We start from the raw sequence: 18,402 nt of genomic DNA on the forward strand, positions 1-18,402 counted from the left end.
CGAAACTGATCAAAAGAGCAAGTAACCGAAAATTGCCGCCCTGCCAAGCCTGAAACAAACCACCCCGTTTTGCGCGTAGTATGATTGCAAAAACCCCCCGTCCTACGACACCTGGATGACGATCCAAATGACGCGCATTTACTCACTTGTTCTCCTTTTTGGTCTGACCGCCGTGCTGTTCCCAGCGATCGCCCTGGGGCAGGCGAAAACCAAACCCGCGCCGGCCATTCCAGGTCTGCCGGAGCTTCCTCCCGGAGTCGAACTGCCGCCGGAAGTCGAAGCTCAACTGAAGAAGGCACTGCAAGACGCGAAGGCGATGCAAGACGCTGCCAAAGCCAAGCAGCCAACGAAACCCGTTGCGCCCCCGCAGCCAGCTCCAAAGCCGACAGCACCCAAGGCAACTCCGCCGGTGGCTCCTGCACCGACGACGCCCAAAACCGCGTCACCAAAAAACTCGTCACCGAAAACGACTCCACCCAAAGTCACCGCGCCAGCCACTCCTGCCGCGACCACGTTCAAACGCAACGCTCAAGAAAAGTCGCTCGCCAAGATTGGCGACGTCAACTTCGGTAAGCGCGATGCAAAGAAGCCGCATTTCTGGATCAGTTCCAACGGCCGTCGCGTGGCCTGGTTGCTGCCGAAGGGAATCGCCGTTGATGACAAAACCTACGAATACCCGAACTTCATCCGTCAGCAGAGTCAGTACGTGATGAACTTCCGTTTCAGCCCCGATGGTCAGCGCACTTCGTGGGTCATTCGCCAGGACGGAACTCAAGGCGCCGCGCAGGGCGAAACGCTGGTCGTCGATGGCGTGCCCGAAAAGATTGGCTGGAACTTCATCGCCACGCACGATGGCGGCACGTTCAGCAACGACAGCAAGCACGTGGCCTACACCGCGCGACGTTACGCCAAGGGCGACGTCGAGTATGTGCTGATCATCAATGGTCAGGAGCGCGAGATCTTTCCCAAATCGTCGTCGTGGAAACTCACTTTCTCACCCGACAATCAGCGCGTGATCTGGGCCGAGGATACTGGCGACCACTACGAAGTTCGCGAGTCGAGCATCGATGGTAGCCAACCTCGCATCGAGCGGAAGTTTGGTCCGGCTCAGCTGACGATGAACTTCTTCTATGGTCCCGCCGGCGAGTTGGGCTATGTCGCCAGTCACAAAGGGGCCGAGAAGTTTCTGGTGTATGACGGCAAGGAACTGAAGCCGTCATTTAAAGAACTAAAGGGTCTGAAGCTGAGTCGCGACGGACACCTGGCCTTTGTCGCTGAACCAGAAAACTTTCGCGACGTGGTCGTGATCGACGGCAGGGCGAGCCCGCTCTATGGCGGCCTCGAACCCGATTACGTCGACAACAGCCTCGCCCTCAGTCCGCTGGGCGGTCGCTCGGCGTATGCGATTGAAAAGAGTCGCCGCCAAACTCCCGTGATCGATGGCAAGGAAGGCAAGGCCTACGCCCGCGTCGCGCAGTTCACCTTCAGTCCCGATGGCCAACGCCTGGCCTACTGGGCCGCGCAGAACAACAAACTGCACATGGTTCTCGACGGCAAGGAATCGGCCGCTTACGACGAGCTCGGCCTGCCGGTCTTCAGCCCCGACGGCAAATCGTTCGCTCACAGCGGCGGCGTCGGCCCGAAGCAGTGGGTTGTTCTCAATGGCCAACCGCAAAAGGCGTATGCCTCGGTCGGCGAACCAGAATTCACGCCAGACAGCAAACGTCTCGTCTACCTCGCCGATCTTTCGGACGACGGCCCCATGCTGGTCGTCGACGGCGGCAAAGAGGGCAAAGCCTACGACGCCATTCAAGAACAGCTCTATCTCAGCCCGGCTGGTCGCGTCGCCATGGTCGCCCACGAAGGAGAGCAACAGCTGGTGGTCGTCGATGGCGTTGAAGGAAATCGCTACGATCGCGTGCTCACACTCGGTGGCGGCAAGGTTACCTTCACCGACGAAAACCACTGGCACTATCTGGCCGTGAAAAACGGCGAACTGCTGCTGGTAGAAGAATCGAATGCGGAATAGCTCTTCGGCGAGAGCGGCTCGAGCGAATCCGCATCACCAAGAAACACACCGCCCCCGGTTACCTTGCGATAACCGGGGGCGTTTTTGTCCGGGGAGGTCGTCAGGATGTCGCGGGGACGAAAATGCGAGCGGTGTGTCGTTTCCCAAACCGTCTGGCGGAGCTGCTGAGCTTGCTTCTTATTTTTGTTGATCAGTTCAAACCTGGTGGGCCTCAGGATCACCTGCGACCCACCCTACGGTTCGTTCAGGTTTCTTAGAACCGGAACTCACCACCGATGTAGGCACCGTGCAGGAGCAACATGCCGTCCGATTCAATCTTCTTAGCGTAGTAGCTGTCGTTGAAGTCGGTCGGAATGTTGTGTTCGTACAGAGCCACACCGCTGGCACCCATGATGCGGTAACCGGCGTTGATCGAGAAGTGGCAGTTGATGTTCCAGCGAGCACCGAGGTCGAGCTGACCGATGCAAGCCAGGCGGTTCGCACCGTTGTTGATGTTGATGTCCGTGCCGTCGCCGAACTGGCCGATACCACCAGCACCGTGCAACGACATGTTCTGGCTGATCGAGTTGTTGTAGATACCAGCCTTGGCGAGACCGTACAGCTGGAAGCAATCAAACACGCTGTAGTTCACACCACCACCCAACTGGAAACCCCACAGGCGGTTTTGCAGGTTGACGTGGAAGCACAATTCGTTGGCGTCGTCGCTCCACACTTCGTCAGCACCGTCAGCATTGAAGCTGAAGCCGTTGTTGAACTGGAAGTAACGCACACCCATCATCCAGCCGCAGCCCCAACGCGGGCCACAGTAACCCGGGCCGCAAGAGCCATTCGCACAGCTGCCACCCTGGCACGAAGCCATGTTGCCGCCGATGAAACCGTTGCCGAAGCATTGGCCGAGCAGGTTGCCTTCGAAGTTGTTGTACGACTGACGGACGATGCCTTGTTGCATGAACCCGCCGACGGTCAAGTCGGTGCAAGGGTTGCCTGCGTAGGTAGCGCCCGTGAAGTCGATGCCCGAGACCAGCTGATTACCCAAGGTCGACGAGTAAGCAGTCGTGTCGCAGTTCGATGGGTACAAGCCCCAGTAAGTGAACTGAATCGCGTTGTTACCGCAGTTGAAGGTGCGGCCGATCGTTGCTTCCACGCCCGTCGTCCAACCCATGTCGAGCTGGCACGAGCACAACAGCCGCGTGCCGGCTGTGTCGCTAGTGATCAGGAAGCTGTTCTGCTGAGCCCGCGTCATGATCAATGCGCCAGCCGAACCATACCAGTAGTTCTGGCAAGGCGTGCCGCCGATGCCGCAAGCGGCGCCGTCGTCGTACACAACGTTGTCGCCGCCGTAGCTTCCCTTGGCAGCCTTCTGGAAGTCGCCGTTCAGCACGCTCTGGTCAGGCGTGGCCATCGGCGGAGCAGGCAGAATCGAAGGAGCATCGCTGGGGCTGGCTTGCGGAGCTTTGTCGTCCCACAGATCGTTGTGAGCAACGGGCGAGATCGGATATTGCTGAGCCGGCATCGGCAACAGCGAAGGTTGATAATACTGTTGAGCCTGGGCAGAACTGCCGAACCAACCGAGGCCAAGGGCGAGCGCAATAGCATGCGCAAAAGAAATCTTCATTAAGCGTACTCCTTACGGGTGCGAATTGATCGTGTTCACGGACACGCCACTCCAATGTGCGTGTTCCGGGATCAACTCGAAGTCGTCCTGGACAGGGACTCCATGTCCCGCAAGGGTATCCATTCCAAGGTCGCCACTTCATGTGGCTGCCAGCGACGTTGTCCATCGTCGCGTACTTACTGAATCGTCTTGTGCTGGCATCTGGTGCGCAAAAAAGCCAGCGGTCCGTCCTGTTTTTTCTCATGCATTTCGGCCGCGCGAAGTTGCAGACGTTACGCGTGGACTCTTGCTTGCAGCCGGACTTGCGGGCTGTGCATGACGTGCGCAAAAGACCGGCACAATGCCCGAACGAACCGCACCAGCGGTATAATGCGACCCGAAAATCAGGCCTCTTCCCACCCGTGAGACAACACGCCATGCCCTCTCGCACTCGTCAGTTGTGGGTTCTTCTCCTGTTGGCAGTCCTGTGCCCGCCCTTCAGTGTGCCATTCGCTGCGGCACAATCCGCGCCGGCGATACCACCGATCAAACGCGTCCTGCCACCCGAAGGAATCGCCATTCCGGCAGACGTGGAAAAACGCCTCCGCAGCGAACTCGACGCCGCGACCAAAGCCTACGAACCGCTGCAGAAGCATGAACTAGCCCCCGACATCGAAGTCTTCCTCAAAGCCGTCCGCTACGCCCTCGACCTGCACGAGTTCTACACCGACAAAGACTTCGCCAAGGCCGACACGCTGCTGAAGGAAGCCAATAACCGCATCAAGCAGCTCGCCGACGGCAAACATCCCTGGACAACGGCAACGGGAACGGTTGTCCGCGGTTATCGCAGCAAGATCGACGATTCAGCCCAGCCGTACGGCATGGTCATTCCGAAAGACTTCGATTTTAAGAAGTCGCTGCCGCTCTACACTTGGCTGCATGGCCGCGGCGATAAGGCGACGGACATTCACTTCATCACCGAGCGGATGAAGAGCGCTGGTGAGATCGCTCCACCAAACACCATCGTCGTGCACGCCTTCGGCCGGCAGTGTGTGGGTTACTTAAATGCTGGCGAAGTCGATGTAATTGATGTCACGATGAAGGCCGAAGAGCAATACGGCACGGATCCAGCCAAGCGAGTCCTCATCGGCTTCTCGATGGGTGGCGCCGGGGCCTGGCACGTCGGCGCGCACTACGCACATCTATTCCGTGTCATCGCACCCGGCGCCGGCTTTGCGGAAACCGCCAAGTATCAAAAGCTGAAGCCTGAAGACTATCCGCCGTGGTACGAACAAAAGCTGTGGGGACAAAACGACGCGCCGGACTACGTTCGCAATTTATTCAACACAACCGTCATCGCCTACAGCGGTGAACTCGACCGGCAGATTCAAGCGGCCCGCGTGATGGAAGAGGCCTATCAGAGTGAAGGAAGAACACTTACTCATCTGATCGGGCCTAAAACGGAACACAAATATGAACCGCAGACCAAAGCGGAATTGTTGAAGCGGATCGAGGAGGCACTTAGCGCTCCACTGGTAGAACCGCAACCACACGTTTCCTTGCAAACTCGCACACTCGCCTACTCGCGCCAAAAATGGTTACAGGTGCTGCAATTCAAGGAGCATTGGCAAGACACTCGCGCTGACGGTGCGATCGTAGGCCAGCGTTTTGAAATCACCACGAAAAACGTCGCGCGACTTGGATTGATCTTGCGCCCAGCTTTGCATGACGAGGCAGGAAGGGTGCAAATTAAAATAAACGATGCGGAAGTCAATTACACACGACAGAAGCGTAGCGAAATTGAATTCTGCGTGCTTGCTCGCTCAGGCGACAAATGGGCACCTGAAAGTGCTGATGATGGTTTCAAGCAAACCCAACGATTGCTGAAGCGTGTGGGCCTGCAAGGGTCGATTGACGATGCCTTTTGCCGGCGGTTTCTCGTCGTCACTCCAACGGGCAAAAGCAGCAATTCTCGTTTTCAAGCCTGGCAGGAGTACGAACTGTCCCACTTCCGCGAGCGGTGGAAGGCTCTCATGCGCGGCGACTTGCGTGAGAAAAAAGACTTCGAGGTCAACGCCGACGACATCCGTGAGAGCAATCTGATTTTGTGGGGGGATGAAGCTTCGAATTTGATAATCAAACGAATTGCGCTTGACATTCCGATCAAACGCAGCGGTGACCATTGGCTCGTGGGTGAAACAAAATTCACCACGGCCGATCATGCGCCGCAGCTGATTTTTCCCAATCCCCTCGACCCGAATGCATTTGCTGCGAGATACATCGTCCTCAACAGCGGCCTCACGTTCCGTGAAGGTCACGATCGGACCAATTCGCTGCAGAACCCCAAACTGCCCGATTGGGCGATGATCGACATCACGCAGAATCCCGACGCCAACTCGCCGGGAAAAGTCGTGAACGCTGGCTTCTTCGATGAAGAATGGAAACTCAAGCCGGCGGGAAAATAAGTTCTGAGTTCTGAGTTTTGAGACAGGAAGAGATCTTGTCTCAGAACTCAAAACTCCTCAACTCAGAACTACCTTCCCTACCGTCGTCGACGCAGCGTACCGCCGTTCAACGCGCCCGCTTCATGATCCGCCGTCCATTGATCAAGCAAGTGCATGATCGCCAGGTCATTCGCCGACGGCTGCTGATTGCCACTGGTCAGGCCAGCGGGGATTGAGCGCGAGTCGATCAGTTCGGCATTGTCGCCAGTGAAGATCTGATCTTCCGGCCGCTCGTCGTTGCCCACGGTCGCAATCAGTGTGGCCGGTGAACGAGGATCGACATACACCAGGTCGTTGCCGCTCAGTGCATCAATGGCGATGGCCGACGGCATGTCGAACGTTTGCAAGCGATTGTTGAGCCGCACCAGCAACTGCGATCCATCGGCCGATGGACGAACAAACACGCGGTCGTCAGCCGTGGTGCCTGTAATCAGCAGCCGGCCATCGATTACTTGAGCAGTTGGAGCAACCGGCGGAGCAGTGATCGTCAACACGCCATCGATTGGGTCGTTCGCAGCGTCAGTCGGCGCGGGGATGAGCGTGAGGAAGCCTTCGTTGAGCTGCGTCTGCCGGAAACGTGAGTTGGCGGCCAGGTTGATCGCCATGGCGCCGGCGGGGGCGTTTTCGCGTACGGTCGCGTGCACCTGCACAAACTCGCCACGGAACTTCCCTTCGAGCGGCCGCGTGCCGGAGAGCGAGATATCGATGCGTCCCGCGAGCGGATCGATCTTGGCAGAAATCATCCAGCCGCCGCGATTGGCGACCAGGCTACCGAGCGCAACATCGCTCACATCGAGCACAGCAGGATCGTAATAGATCACCAGGTCGCCCGAGGCCAGGCCGTTGCCGGTGAGGTTGACGATGCTGTCGATATCGACGGGAATGCTCAAGTCTTGGCCAGGCGTCGCAGTCAGGCTTTGCGAAATGCTCAGCTTCGGATCGGGACCGCCGGAAACGAGCGAACCGGTCGGCAGCGGCGAAGGAATTTGTGCGACCGGAATGTTGACCGCGGCTTGCAACATCAGCGAAGTATCTTGCGCGGTGATGTCACCATTGCCGGTGATGTCGGCGATGATGTACGGGTCCAGCATCTTGTATTTTTCGAGACCCGTATCGATGCCAACTGCCAAGCGAGCGATGAGCGAAGCATCTTGCCCGGTGTAACCGCCGTTGCCCGTTACATCGGCGAAGAAGGCGGTGACGGCGACGCCATCGTCGTCGATGGCTTGGCGGTTGTCGCTGAGCGTGATGTTGCGAATGTCGAGGATTTGCTTGGTGCCATAAGGCGCCGTGGCTGGAATGCTAGCCGGCAGGTCGATGAAGCGCGTCGTTCCTGGCGCGAGCGGTTCAGGGCTGTTGAAGATCACTTCCAGCACGCCCGCTTCGAACGAAAACGCCGACACGGAACTGCCGACCGGCAAGCCAGGGGCCACGGTTGGATCGCCGAACGTGATCAGCGTTGGATCGAACAGAATCTGGAACGACGCCGAAACGATTCCGCCGCCATCGCTGAACGAAATCGGAATGCCGGTGGAGGCAGTCGCCGGCAGATTGACGCTTTGCCGCGGACCGCGAGCGAAGTTCGGAATGCTGATGACGACTGGCCCGCTTTGCGAAACATTGAACGACTGCGTGTAGTCGCCGCCGGGAACGCTGTCGCCGTTGCCATCGAGAACGGTCCCCAGCGTATCGACAATGCCGTTGGTTGCGGCTCGCAGAGTGAGGTTGTAGTCGCCATCCGGCAGTACGCCCGAAGTGGCGATGAAGGTCAGCTTCTTCAGCGTGGGATCGAGGACGAGCGAACCTCGCACCGGCAGCGGCGAACCAACTCGTTGCAGTACAACATCGGGCGCACCGAACGGCGAGCCTTGCATGTCGTACAGGCTAAGCGCGCTGGCTTGCAGTTGGCGGTTGAACTCGGCGACGAAGCCCGTCGACGTCATCGACACCGATACGACCCGCAGCGTCAGTTCCGGCCCCACGGTAATCACAAATGTCTTCGGCAGGCTGGTGTCGAGTCCGCCCAAAGCCGTTCCGCCGGAGTCCTGCGCGACGACTGTGATCGTCGAGCTTCCCGACATTCCCGGAGCCGGCGTGTAGGTCAGCGTGCCATCGCTCGCCACGGCTGGCGCGACCTGGAACAAACCTGGATTGGAGTTGTCGGTGACGTTGAAGCTGACGGTCTGCGTCGACTCGTTGCTGGGCCCCGGCGAAATCGAATTCGCCCAGCCAGTGACAGTTTGCGCCGGAGAGTTGAACACCACGCCTTGATCGCCGAGCGTGTTGAACGTCGGCCGGTCGTTCACTTGATTGACGATGACTTGGAAAGTGGTTGTGGTAATCGCATCGTCTGCGTTGAAGAAAAAGCCGTCGTTCCCTGCGTCGCGCACGGTGATGGTGATGGTCGCAGTACCAACCGCGTCGGCGACAGGGGTGAACTGCAACGTGCCGGTGGCATTCGGCGAAGTGTAGGTTACCGTAGGATTCGGAATGAGCGACGGCAGATTGCTGACAGCCGTCACCTGCAGCGATTGCACTTCGATCCCGGCCGAAATGCCCGTCAGACTCACGGACTGCTGGAGGGAGTCTTCGTTGATCGAAAGATTGGGCAGCGCGTCGATCGTCGGCGACGAGTTGCCGGCCAGCAGCACCACGTCATTACCATCGCCGCCAATGTAAGTCAGCCGCTTGGCGAGGCCATTCACATCGACCATCGTTCCTTCCGGCAGACCGTCAAAAGTGCCGATCACTGCATCCGTGCCGTCGTTCGAGACGACGATAAAGCCTTCGCCGAGTTGCGGCATGGTGCCACTCAGCACAAGTTGCAGACCCGTGAGATCGACCTGACCGGCGATGTTCAGCTGATTATATTGCGAGTCGACCGTCGGGCCGCCGATATTCAGCGTCAAGCGGTCTCCCGTCCCAAAGCTCACGATGCCGTTCGGGCCGGCGCTCACATCCAGACCAGCAGTCGTCGGCACGAGGTTCGTACCGGCGTTGAGATGCACGTTGCCGCCGCCGGAGCTGAGCGAGCCACCAGTAAAGTTGATCGCGCCGGCAGAATCAACGTTCACAATCGTCGCCGCGGCCCGCGTGATCGGCGTCGAGAATGTGATCGGTCCCGCATTGGCATCGCCGATCTGCAAAGTGCCCGCAGAGATTCGATCGAGTTCGGGATCCGAAAGCTCGAGCGTGTTGGTCGAGGTATCTGCCGTCGAGCCGAGATTGATTGCGCGACCCGCGCTCGTCCCCACGAACGTCACGCTTCCCAGCGTCGCCGTAATGGTCGCCGTGGAGGCGATCGCCACCGAATCGGCAGCGATATCGATCCGACCCGTGCCGGTATGCGAAATCGCAGTGGTCGTGCTCGGATCGCCAATAACCAGCGCCAGAGCGCCTGTCGTCGCCGCCCCTTGCAGCCGGAGCACACTGGTGCTGCCAACCATGATGGTTGCCTGATCGATGCGAATGCCCGTCGAGGTCGTCCCTTCGCCGCCCGTGCCGATGATTGTTGCGTTCTTATCCGACGAGCTGACCCGCCCTTGAATCAGCACGCCAATATTCGCGCCGGTTGTGCCTTGTCCGCCGGTGCCGGTGATGGTCAGCGGATTTAGAGTCGGCGCGATGATTTCACCACCCGCCGCCACGAGCACACCAACATTCCAGCCAGCCGCTCCGTTGCCGCCCGTGCCGAGCACTTGAACCGCGCCACCGCCGGAAGTGATCTTGCCCGTTACTGCTTCGGCTGACTCAACCAGCACGCCGTAGTTCAAGCCATCTGGGCTGGTGCCACCCAAGCCCGAAACCGTCACGCTGCCGCCGCCAGTGCCCGAAGTGATTGTGCCGCGGTCAACCCACACGCCGTACGCGCCGCTCGTCGCACCGTTGCCACCTTGTCCCGTGACTTGCACCGTACCCGTCGTCGAAGTGATCAAGCCATTCACGCCGGCCACACGCACACCGGCCGAGTTGCGTGTGTTGGCAGCCGTGCCTTGCACCACCACGTTGCCCGCGCCGCCGGCGGTGATGGCCGCCGCACTTGGGCCGTTCGATTCGACATCCACGCCGCGATTGCCAGTGGTCGCCGCGCCAGCGCCGCCGCCACTGCCAACCACCTGCACGTTGGCTCCTTGCGAGGTAATGATCGAGCCCGCGCCGATCACACGCACGCCATGATTGTCGTTGGCGGTGCTCGCGCCGCCGACGCCTTGCACGAACGTTCCACCCGTGGTGCCACCGCGAATCGCACCGCCGTTCGATACCAGCACACCCATTTGCAAACCGGCGTTGCCGTTGCCGCCACGGCCACGAACCGTCACCAGGCCCGTGCCTGTCGCTTGCAGCATGCCGCCGTTGACTTCCACGCCCGAGAAATCGCCCGTGCTCGCTGTCGCTTGCTGATTTCCTTCGACGAGCAACGGACCATTGGCCGTGACCACGCTCGAGCCCGGGAACAACAACACGTTGCGGCTGGCCTTGAGCGTCGCCGCGCCGCTGCCGCTCAAGATCAGATTGGCGTTCACACCGATATTGATGCTGTCGGTCCCCGGCGTCGCATCGTCGTTCTGCAGGTCAAGATCCAGGTTCACGTTCGGCGCAAACGTGATGTCCGCATTCAGATTGACCGTGTCATTGCCAACACCGCCGACAACCGTGAGGGCCGCATTGAAGGGGCCCTCAGCATCGAGCGAATTGAAGCTGATCGTGTCATCGCCACTCGCTGCGTCGATCATCAAGCTGGCGGTGGGATTGGCAAAGGTGATTGCATGTCCGAAAGTCGAAGTCAGCGTATTGAACGCGCCTGCTGCGTCGGTAACGGTGATCGTTTCGCTGCCGCCGTTGAGGAAAAAGTTGCGGTTGGCAACCAGCATGCCATCGAAAATCGGCTCGACGCCCGTAAACGAAATCGTGCCGGCTAACGTCCCGCCGAGTGTAATGCTCCCCGAGCTGGCGTCACTAATGAGATGATCGATCGAGGAAGTCGTCCCGCCCGTCAGCGACAGCGAGTCATTGTTTCCGGCGCCGCCGGAATACTGCACGCCGCCCGCTGGTATGAAATTGCCACCCGAGAAATTGAGCGTGACCGAGTCATTGCCACCCAGCGTGTCGATTACTAGGCCGCCCGTGACCAGCGCAATCGGCACGTCGATCGTATGGATATCGACAAAGATCGCGCCCCCTTGCGCGGCCAGGATGTGATTGGGGTCAGTCACGCGAATGTTCGCGCCATTGCGTGTGAGCGTCAGCGTGTCGTCGGTATCGCCCCCCAGAACATCGGTGATGAGCATGTTGCCATCGGTCACATCCACCATCGTGGTGCCCGGCGGATTGCCGATGATGATCACCACGTCGTTGCCGGTACCGCCGGTGTAGCTGATGCTGGCCGAGAGACCGCTATTGAGGAAGTTTGCGCCCAGACTTGCGCCCTGCGGCAGGCCATTGAACGTTCCTACCACGGCATCGGTGCCGTCGTTGTTGATGATCGTGATCACTTCGCCACCACTGACAACCAGGTTGCCCGTGGTCGTGAGATCGGCGCCCGAGAGATTCACCGCGCCCACAACATTCAGCTGTTGGTACTGCGTGTCGGCAATCAGACCGGTGATGTTCACACTCAGGTCGTCGCCGCTGCCAAAGCTGACCGTACCGGTCCCGGCATTGATGTCGACCCCCGTCGTCGCCGGCGTGAGCAGCGAATTAGGATTCAGCAACACGTTGCCATTCGCGGTCGATAGCGACCCGCCGTTGAACGTGATATTGCCACCCGAGTTGAGCGACATGTTCGTCGCCGCAGCGCGGGTAATAGCTTGCCCAACAGTCATCGCGCCACTGGCGTTATCGCCGATATTGAGCGTGCCTGCTGTGATGGTATCAAGCTTGGCATCGGTCAGCGCGAGCAGCCCGGCAGCATCTGCGGCTCCCAGATTGATCGGCGTGCCTGCAGTTGCGGGTTTGATCGTGACCGCATTGCTACCTGCACTAATGGTGACCCCCGAATCAATTTGCACGCCATTCGCCGTCAGCGTTAGACCGCCGTTTGCGCCTGTTGCTTTGATTCGCGAGCTATCGAAGATTTTAAGTGGCGCAGGATTCGAAGCGTCGGCTACGGCTGTGACGTTGATACTGCCGCTGGCGACCTCCATTCCGTAGATCGTGTCAGGCATAACAGAAATCAATACGCCCGAACTGAAGCTAGCGCCAGCTGCACCACCCGTGCCATTCACATTCACAGAGCCGGTCCCGGTCACTCGAATCCACAGGGGAGCCAGCGACACCCCGGTGTTACTACCGGTCGCCGGTCCGCCGCCACCAACGCCCGTGATTGACAAATTGCCGCTTGTCTTGAGGCCAGTTTCACCATAAACGGCCACGCCCGCATTGCTGCCGCCCGTGCCCGTTAGATTGCCGCCAAAACCACTCAACGTTACCGAAGTGGCATCGAAACCACTTTGGATATTAATGCCATGGTTCTGCATGCTGCCGAGAGCGCCGCCGCCCGTGCCGGTTAGACTGATGTTGCCGCCGATCAGGGTGCCGAGCGAAACCCCATAGTTGTTGTTTCCGCCGCCCAGCAACCCACCGCCGTAACCGATTGCAGTGAGATTTCCCACATTCGGCGCAGACGTGCTCACAACGCCGTAGTTGTTGCCGCCAGTGCCACCCCCACCTCGGCCTGTCACTGTTGAATTGCCCGTCAAAACAGCGCCGCTTCCGAATACCACGCCGTGGTTATTCGCGCCCGAGCCAGTCGTGTTACCACCCTGGCCATTAATGAACGCACCACCGGCACCCACAGTCACCGTCCCCTGCAGGTTCACTCCGTAATTGCCGGCTGATGTTCCTGAGCCGCCACCCGTACCATTCAAGCGAATCGCACCAGCCGAACCAATACTTGCGCTGCTGGACGAGGTGAAAAGCGAGACCCCAATCCCTCCCTGAGCGCCGGCGCGACCATTAACTACGATCTCGCCGCTGCCGGACTGTAGCCGCCCGTTAATATCCACACCATTGAACGATGCTGCGGTTGAAACCGCTTGCTGATTGGCATTCAGCACCAGGTTGCCGCTGCCGGTAGAGATCTGCCCCCCATTGATGATGATGTTCTGCGGCGTAGTGATATTGATCGTACCTGTGCCGCTCGTATTCAGGTTCGAATTAATCGAGGAGACGCGAACCGTGCCAGCTACATCTGCCGTGAAATTTTTATCGAGCGCCATTGCAAACGCGCCCACCGACAACTCACCGCCCGTTTTCAAGTAAATGTTGTTCGGGCTGGTGATCGCGCTGCTCCCCGCGGAAATATTGCCGCTGGCCGAGTTACCGATCTGAACTAGGTTTGCCGTCAAGCGATCCAACTCAGCATCATCCAACCCGAGCGCCGTGGTCGTGTCGCTGCCGCCGATGTCGATCTGTTTCCCCGCCGTCTTCTGCCGCAGGATGATTGTGCTCGAAGCAGCCGTAACAGTCGAAGTGATCCGTATCCGGTCAGCAATCACATCTACCAGGCCACCTGTTGCAACTGAAACAGCAGCGTTAGCACCGAAATCAACACCCATTGAAGGCGTGTTCGGACCCGGAGTTCCTTGAATCGTCAATCCACCGGTGCCAGCGTTCAACTGCGTTCCACTATCCATGATGAGCACACCAGGGCTGTTGCCGCTGCTGGTCGAGGTGCCGCCGGTGCCCGTGATGCTGATCGCCGCCGCAGCCAGCGACGAAATCGTCGCGCCGCTCTGTAATCGCACACCACTGTCGCCGGTGCTGGTCGAGCCGCCGCCACCGGTGCCTGTGATCGAAATGTTGCCGCCGCCCGAGGTCACCTTGGCGCCAGTGCCGCTGATCACCACGCCATGATTTGAGTTGCCCGTGCCGCTGAGATTGCGACCCGTACCGTTGATCGTCACCGAGCCGCCGGTGCCCGAATTAATTGCCGCGCCGGTCTCGACAAACACGCCGTAGTTCGTCGTGGCTGTCGTCGCACCGCCGCCGGTGCCCGTCACCGAAACATTGCCGGCCGACGAAGAAATGATCGACGAAGCGCCGGTCACATACACGCCATGGCTGCTTGACCCAGTTCCATTGCTCGTGCCGTTCACGGTCACGTTGCCAGCGCCACCGGCGAGAATGTTTCCTGCCGTGTTCACATACACGCCCGGCGCGAGAGTACCACCGCCAGTTGCGGTACCTGTGACACTCACGGCGCCGCCATTCGAAGTGATCGCCGAACCAGATGACGAGACGACGACGCCTGCATTCGCGCCCGACGCATTCGCGCTGCCACTTCCCGTGACCGAGACCGTGCCCGCGCTGCCAGCCGTGATCACACCGCGCCCTTCGACGCTCACGCCCGTGTTATCGGTGCTCGATCCCGTGCCGCCACCGGTGCCGGTCACCACGACATTGCCGCCACCGGACGTGATGAGCGAACTCACGCCCGAGACTTGCACGCCGTTGTTGCTGTTGCCGCTGCTCGCACCGCCGGTTCCTTGAACCGTTACCAGGCCCGTGGTCCCCGTGCCGATTTCCGCGCCGCTTAATACTCGCACGCCGTACTGAAGCCCGGCGACATCGCTACCGCCACGGCCTCGCACCGATACCGCGCCGCTCGCGCTGACCAGCTTGGCGTTGTTCAATTGCACGCCGCTGAAGTTGCCCGTCGTCGCGATCGGCTGTTGATTCGCCTCTAGCGTCAAGCTGCCCGAAGCCGTCGTGATCGTCGAACCGCTCACCATGTTGATGTCGCGGGCTGTCGACAGCAGCATCGTTCCCGTGCCGCTCAGCGTGAGCTTGCTGTTCGTTGTCGAAAGATTGATAGTTCCCGAAGCAAACGCCGCGATGTTCTTATTCGCGGCCAAGGTCAGCGACCCGGCAAACGTCACGCCCGCAAACGGAAAGACCGCGGTGCCAAGCACGATGCCTGCGTTGAAGTCGGGCATCTGATTGAATGTCAGCGTGTCGCTCGTGGTACCGTAGTTGACCGTCATGACTCCCGCAGGAGTCGGGAAATCGGACGTCAGAATCGTGGTCCCCGACATCCGCGAACGGCCGTTTCCATTCGCCGTGTCTTCGCTGAAGACAACTGGGTTGGTACTCGCGGTGGGCAAATTCACCACCAGGTCGGTGATGGTGCCCGAATTCACCATGGGCTGTTCGAGGCCCGTGTAATTGATCGTGCCGAAGTTCGCGAGCGCGATATTGCCGTCGCTCGCGCTCAAGTGGTTGTACGTGACATTCCCCTGCACACCGCCGACGATCGTGAGCTTATCGGCAGTTCCACTCGTCGGCGCGCCGCCGTTGTAGAACAGGTTGCCATTCGGCACCACGTCGCCGGTGGTCAGGTCCAAAATCAGCGAATCGTTGCCGCCGAGCAGCGAGATCGTCAGCGAACCGGTGATCACGCTGGCCGGCACGCGCAGCGTGTGGTTGTTATTAGTCACCACGCTCGGCGGAGAGGTGATCGGCGCCGTCGTGAAACCTTCCACGGGATCGACGAACTGATAATAGTCAACGCCGCTGACGTTGACTCGGCTGACGGTGAGCGTGTTGTCCTTGCCGGTGCTATCGGCATCGGCGATCGTCAGGTTCGGCCCTGAAAACGCTGCGGTCAACGTCCCGGCAACGGGAAAATCGAAACCGGCCGATTGCGAACCAACGCGGATCGTGCCGCTCCCTTCATCAATGAAGCGGGCGTAAAACGTTCCGTTCGTCGCGTCCAGCGAAATCGACTTCAGCCCCGTGGCAGCGGCTAAACCCTTCGTGTGATTGGCGGTCGGCGCATTGATCACGCCGGTGAGCCCCGTCGTGCCGATGGCCCACGACACTGCGCCTGCATTCTGCAACGCGCCCGAATCATACGAGGCCGAGCTGACAACGTAGTTGCCGTTGCTCAGCGGAGTGATTCCGTTCTGTCCCACTTGATCGCCGGTCGAACTGCCGACCAGACTGTTGGTCGCACTCACCGCGCCGGCCCGGCCCGATGCGCCGTTTACCCAGGTCACTGCGCCAGCGCTCGTCGCCGCGCCGTTGTTCCAGCTCGTGCTGACCACCACAAAGTTGTTGTTGGTCAGAGTGACGATGCCATTGTTGCCAACCTTATCGTTCGCCGTGGTTCCCACCAGGCTATTCGTCGCGTTGATCGTTCCCGCAATGCCTGCCGTACCGCTCGCCCACGTGACTGCGCCCGCGTCGGCAGCGCCGGTATTGTCCCAATCGGAACTGAGCACCACGTAGTTGCCGTTCGGCAGCGCTTTCATGCTACCGATATCGCCCAGATGGTCGCCGGCCGTGCTTCCCACGAGGCTATTGCTGGCCGACACCGCGCCGCTGCTCGCCGTGCTGCCGGTCCGCCAAGTGACAGCGCCGACCGCTGCCACGCCGTTGCTCCAGGCCGCCGAGCCAAAGATGTAATTACCATTGCTTGCCAGCGCCACCGCGCCCGCATAGCCGACCAGATCATTGCTCCGGCTGCCGTACGTGCTGTTCGAAGTGCTCACCACTCCCGAGGTGCCCGTCGAACCGTTGCCCCAGGTCACAGCGCCGGCATCGGCCGCCACGCCGTTGTCCCAGTAGGCACTCGCCACCACATAGTTGCCGTTCGAAAGTGCGGTAATGCCTTGAAAGCCGACGAAGTCGTTGCTGCCCGCACCAACTAGGCTGTTGGAGCTGCTCGGGTTCCCTGTCACACCGCTCGTACCGTTGCCCCAGGTGACGGCGCCCACGCTGTTATTCGTGCCGAGACTGACCCCCGGGCTGTTCACCACGTAGTTGCCATTGGTGAGCGCCACGACACCGCTGACGCTTACCTTGTCATTCGAGCGGGCGCCGACCAACGCGTTGGCCGTGCTGATGGTTCCCTTCACACCCGACGTTCCATTTCCAAACACGGCAGCGCCCGCATCGGATAGACCGCCATCGAAATCGGGAACGCTGAGAACGTAGTTTCCGTTGGTGAGCGCCGCGTTCGTGCCGGCGCCGACGTTGTCATTCGCCGATGAACCCACCAGGCTGTTGGCGGCGCTCAACGTTCCGCTGAGCCCGGTCGTGCCATTTACCCACGTCGCTGCACCGACATTTTGAATCCCGCCATTATCCCAGTTCGGGCTCATGACCACGTAATTGCCGTTGGTCAGTTGCAGAATGCCACGGCCACCCACTTCGTCGTTGGCTGTGCTTCCCACCAGGCTGTTGGTTGCCGAAACGGTTCCGGTGAGGGCAACCGAGCCACTGGCCCACGTCACCGCACCGGCGGATGAACTCCAGAAGGTGCTCATCACCACATAACTGCCGTTCGACAGGACTTTCGCCCCGTTGCTGCCGATTCGGTCGCCGGTGGTGGTGCCAATCAAACTGTTTCCGGAACCAATCGTTCCAAGCACACCCGTCGTGCCGCTGCCCCAAGTGATCGCGCCCACATCCGTGTTCGAACCGTTGTCCCACGAAGAAGTGAGTGCCACGTAGTTGCCGTTCGGCAAAGCCACAACGCTGCCCGTCGCACCGACGGCATCGCCGGCCGAACTGCCGATCAAACTATTCGCGGCGCTCACCACGCCATTCACACCCGTCGTGCCGTTGCCGAACGTCACGGCGCCAACGGCATTCAAGCCGATGTGCCAGCTCGAGGAATTGATCACGAAGTTGCCGCTGGCCAGCGCGGTGATCCCTTCGCGGCCAATCACGTCGAAATCGTTCGAGCCGCGGAGCGTGCTGATCAGATCGCCCGTTGCGCCGTTGAACAGATACACGGCCCCGGCGTTCAAGCCACCCGCGTCGTCAAACGGCGAAGTCACGACGACGTTGCCCGTACTGAGGGCAACCACCGAATGGCCAAACTGGTTGTTGGGAGCCGGATTCGGGTCAATAAATGTCACCGCCATCACGCGGCGATCTTCGAGCGGTTCGAACAGAAATCGCCGCCGCGTGCGCGCACTGCTCCCCAGTCGTTTTTCGGCGGCGCGCTCATGTTCCTCGCCGTTGTGCGCTGAGGCGCGGCGAAGGAGACGATTCCAGAGCTTCCGTAGTTGACTGGGCATGCGAAATGACCGGGGCGGCGAAGATCCAAAAACGGTATCGAAAAGAGGGCAGCAATCAGCGGTACGTCGGCCTGAGCCAACGACTTAGGTCAATCTGCGCGCGGCACTCCTTCGCAAGGCAAAAAGGGGCAAGGCGCAGAATAAGGTGGCGACATGTAAATAACAATCAGCGCGCTGCAATTTCGCCGTCTGAGAGGTCGTGATTGCCGGGAGAGGCGAGCAAACCGCGAGCGCAAGCCTCGGTCC

At 60.0% G+C, this 18,402-nt stretch carries 4 protein-coding genes; 2 read left to right on the plus strand and 2 right to left on the minus strand.

The window, feature by feature from the left end; translation table 11 throughout:
• Positions 1-127 precede the first annotated feature (127 nt).
• Positions 128-2,029: a hypothetical protein gene (locus tag M9Q49_RS06820; RefSeq protein WP_254507962.1), complete on the plus strand. Its 1,902-nt coding sequence runs from the start codon at positions 128-130 to the stop codon at positions 2,027-2,029.
• Positions 2,030-2,282: 253 nt separating this feature from the next.
• On the opposite strand, the gene M9Q49_RS06825 is transcribed toward M9Q49_RS06820, so the two are convergent.
• The gene (locus tag M9Q49_RS06825) at positions 2,283-3,644 is read right to left on the minus strand and encodes a hypothetical protein (RefSeq protein ID WP_254507963.1); all 1,362 of its coding nucleotides are present in this window, start codon (positions 3,642-3,644) and stop codon (positions 2,283-2,285) included.
• 416 nt (positions 3,645-4,060) lie between these two features.
• Here M9Q49_RS06825 and M9Q49_RS06830 point away from each other — a divergent pair, with 416 nt between their 5' ends.
• A complete protein-coding gene (locus tag M9Q49_RS06830; protein WP_254507964.1) occupies positions 4,061-6,088 on the plus strand; it encodes an alpha/beta hydrolase-fold protein in 2,028 nt (675 codons plus the stop codon).
• Positions 6,089-6,165: 77 nt separating this feature from the next.
• Here the strand turns inward: M9Q49_RS06830 and M9Q49_RS06835 are convergent, their stop codons facing one another.
• Positions 6,166-18,156 carry a hypothetical protein gene (locus M9Q49_RS06835; RefSeq protein ID WP_254507965.1) on the minus strand — a complete coding sequence of 3,997 codons (11,991 nt, stop codon included), beginning with the start codon at positions 18,154-18,156 and terminating at the stop codon, positions 6,166-6,168.
• Positions 18,157-18,402 lie beyond the last annotated feature (246 nt).

Origin of the sequence: Anatilimnocola floriformis (assembly GCF_024256385.1) — a bacterium.
Taxonomy (GTDB): Bacteria; Planctomycetota; Planctomycetia; order Pirellulales; family Pirellulaceae; genus Anatilimnocola; species Anatilimnocola floriformis.

Coding starts and splice junctions, on each gene's coding strand:
- M9Q49_RS06835 (WP_254507965.1), bottom strand. CDS start 18,156: ATGCCCAGTCAACTACGGAAGCTCTGGAATCGTCTCCTTCGCCGCGCC.
- M9Q49_RS06820 (WP_254507962.1), top strand. CDS start 128: ATGACGCGCATTTACTCACTTGTTCTCCTTTTTGGTCTGACCGCCGTG.
- M9Q49_RS06830 (WP_254507964.1), top strand. CDS start 4,061: ATGCCCTCTCGCACTCGTCAGTTGTGGGTTCTTCTCCTGTTGGCAGTC.
- M9Q49_RS06825 (WP_254507963.1), bottom strand. CDS start 3,644: ATGAAGATTTCTTTTGCGCATGCTATTGCGCTCGCCCTTGGCCTCGGT.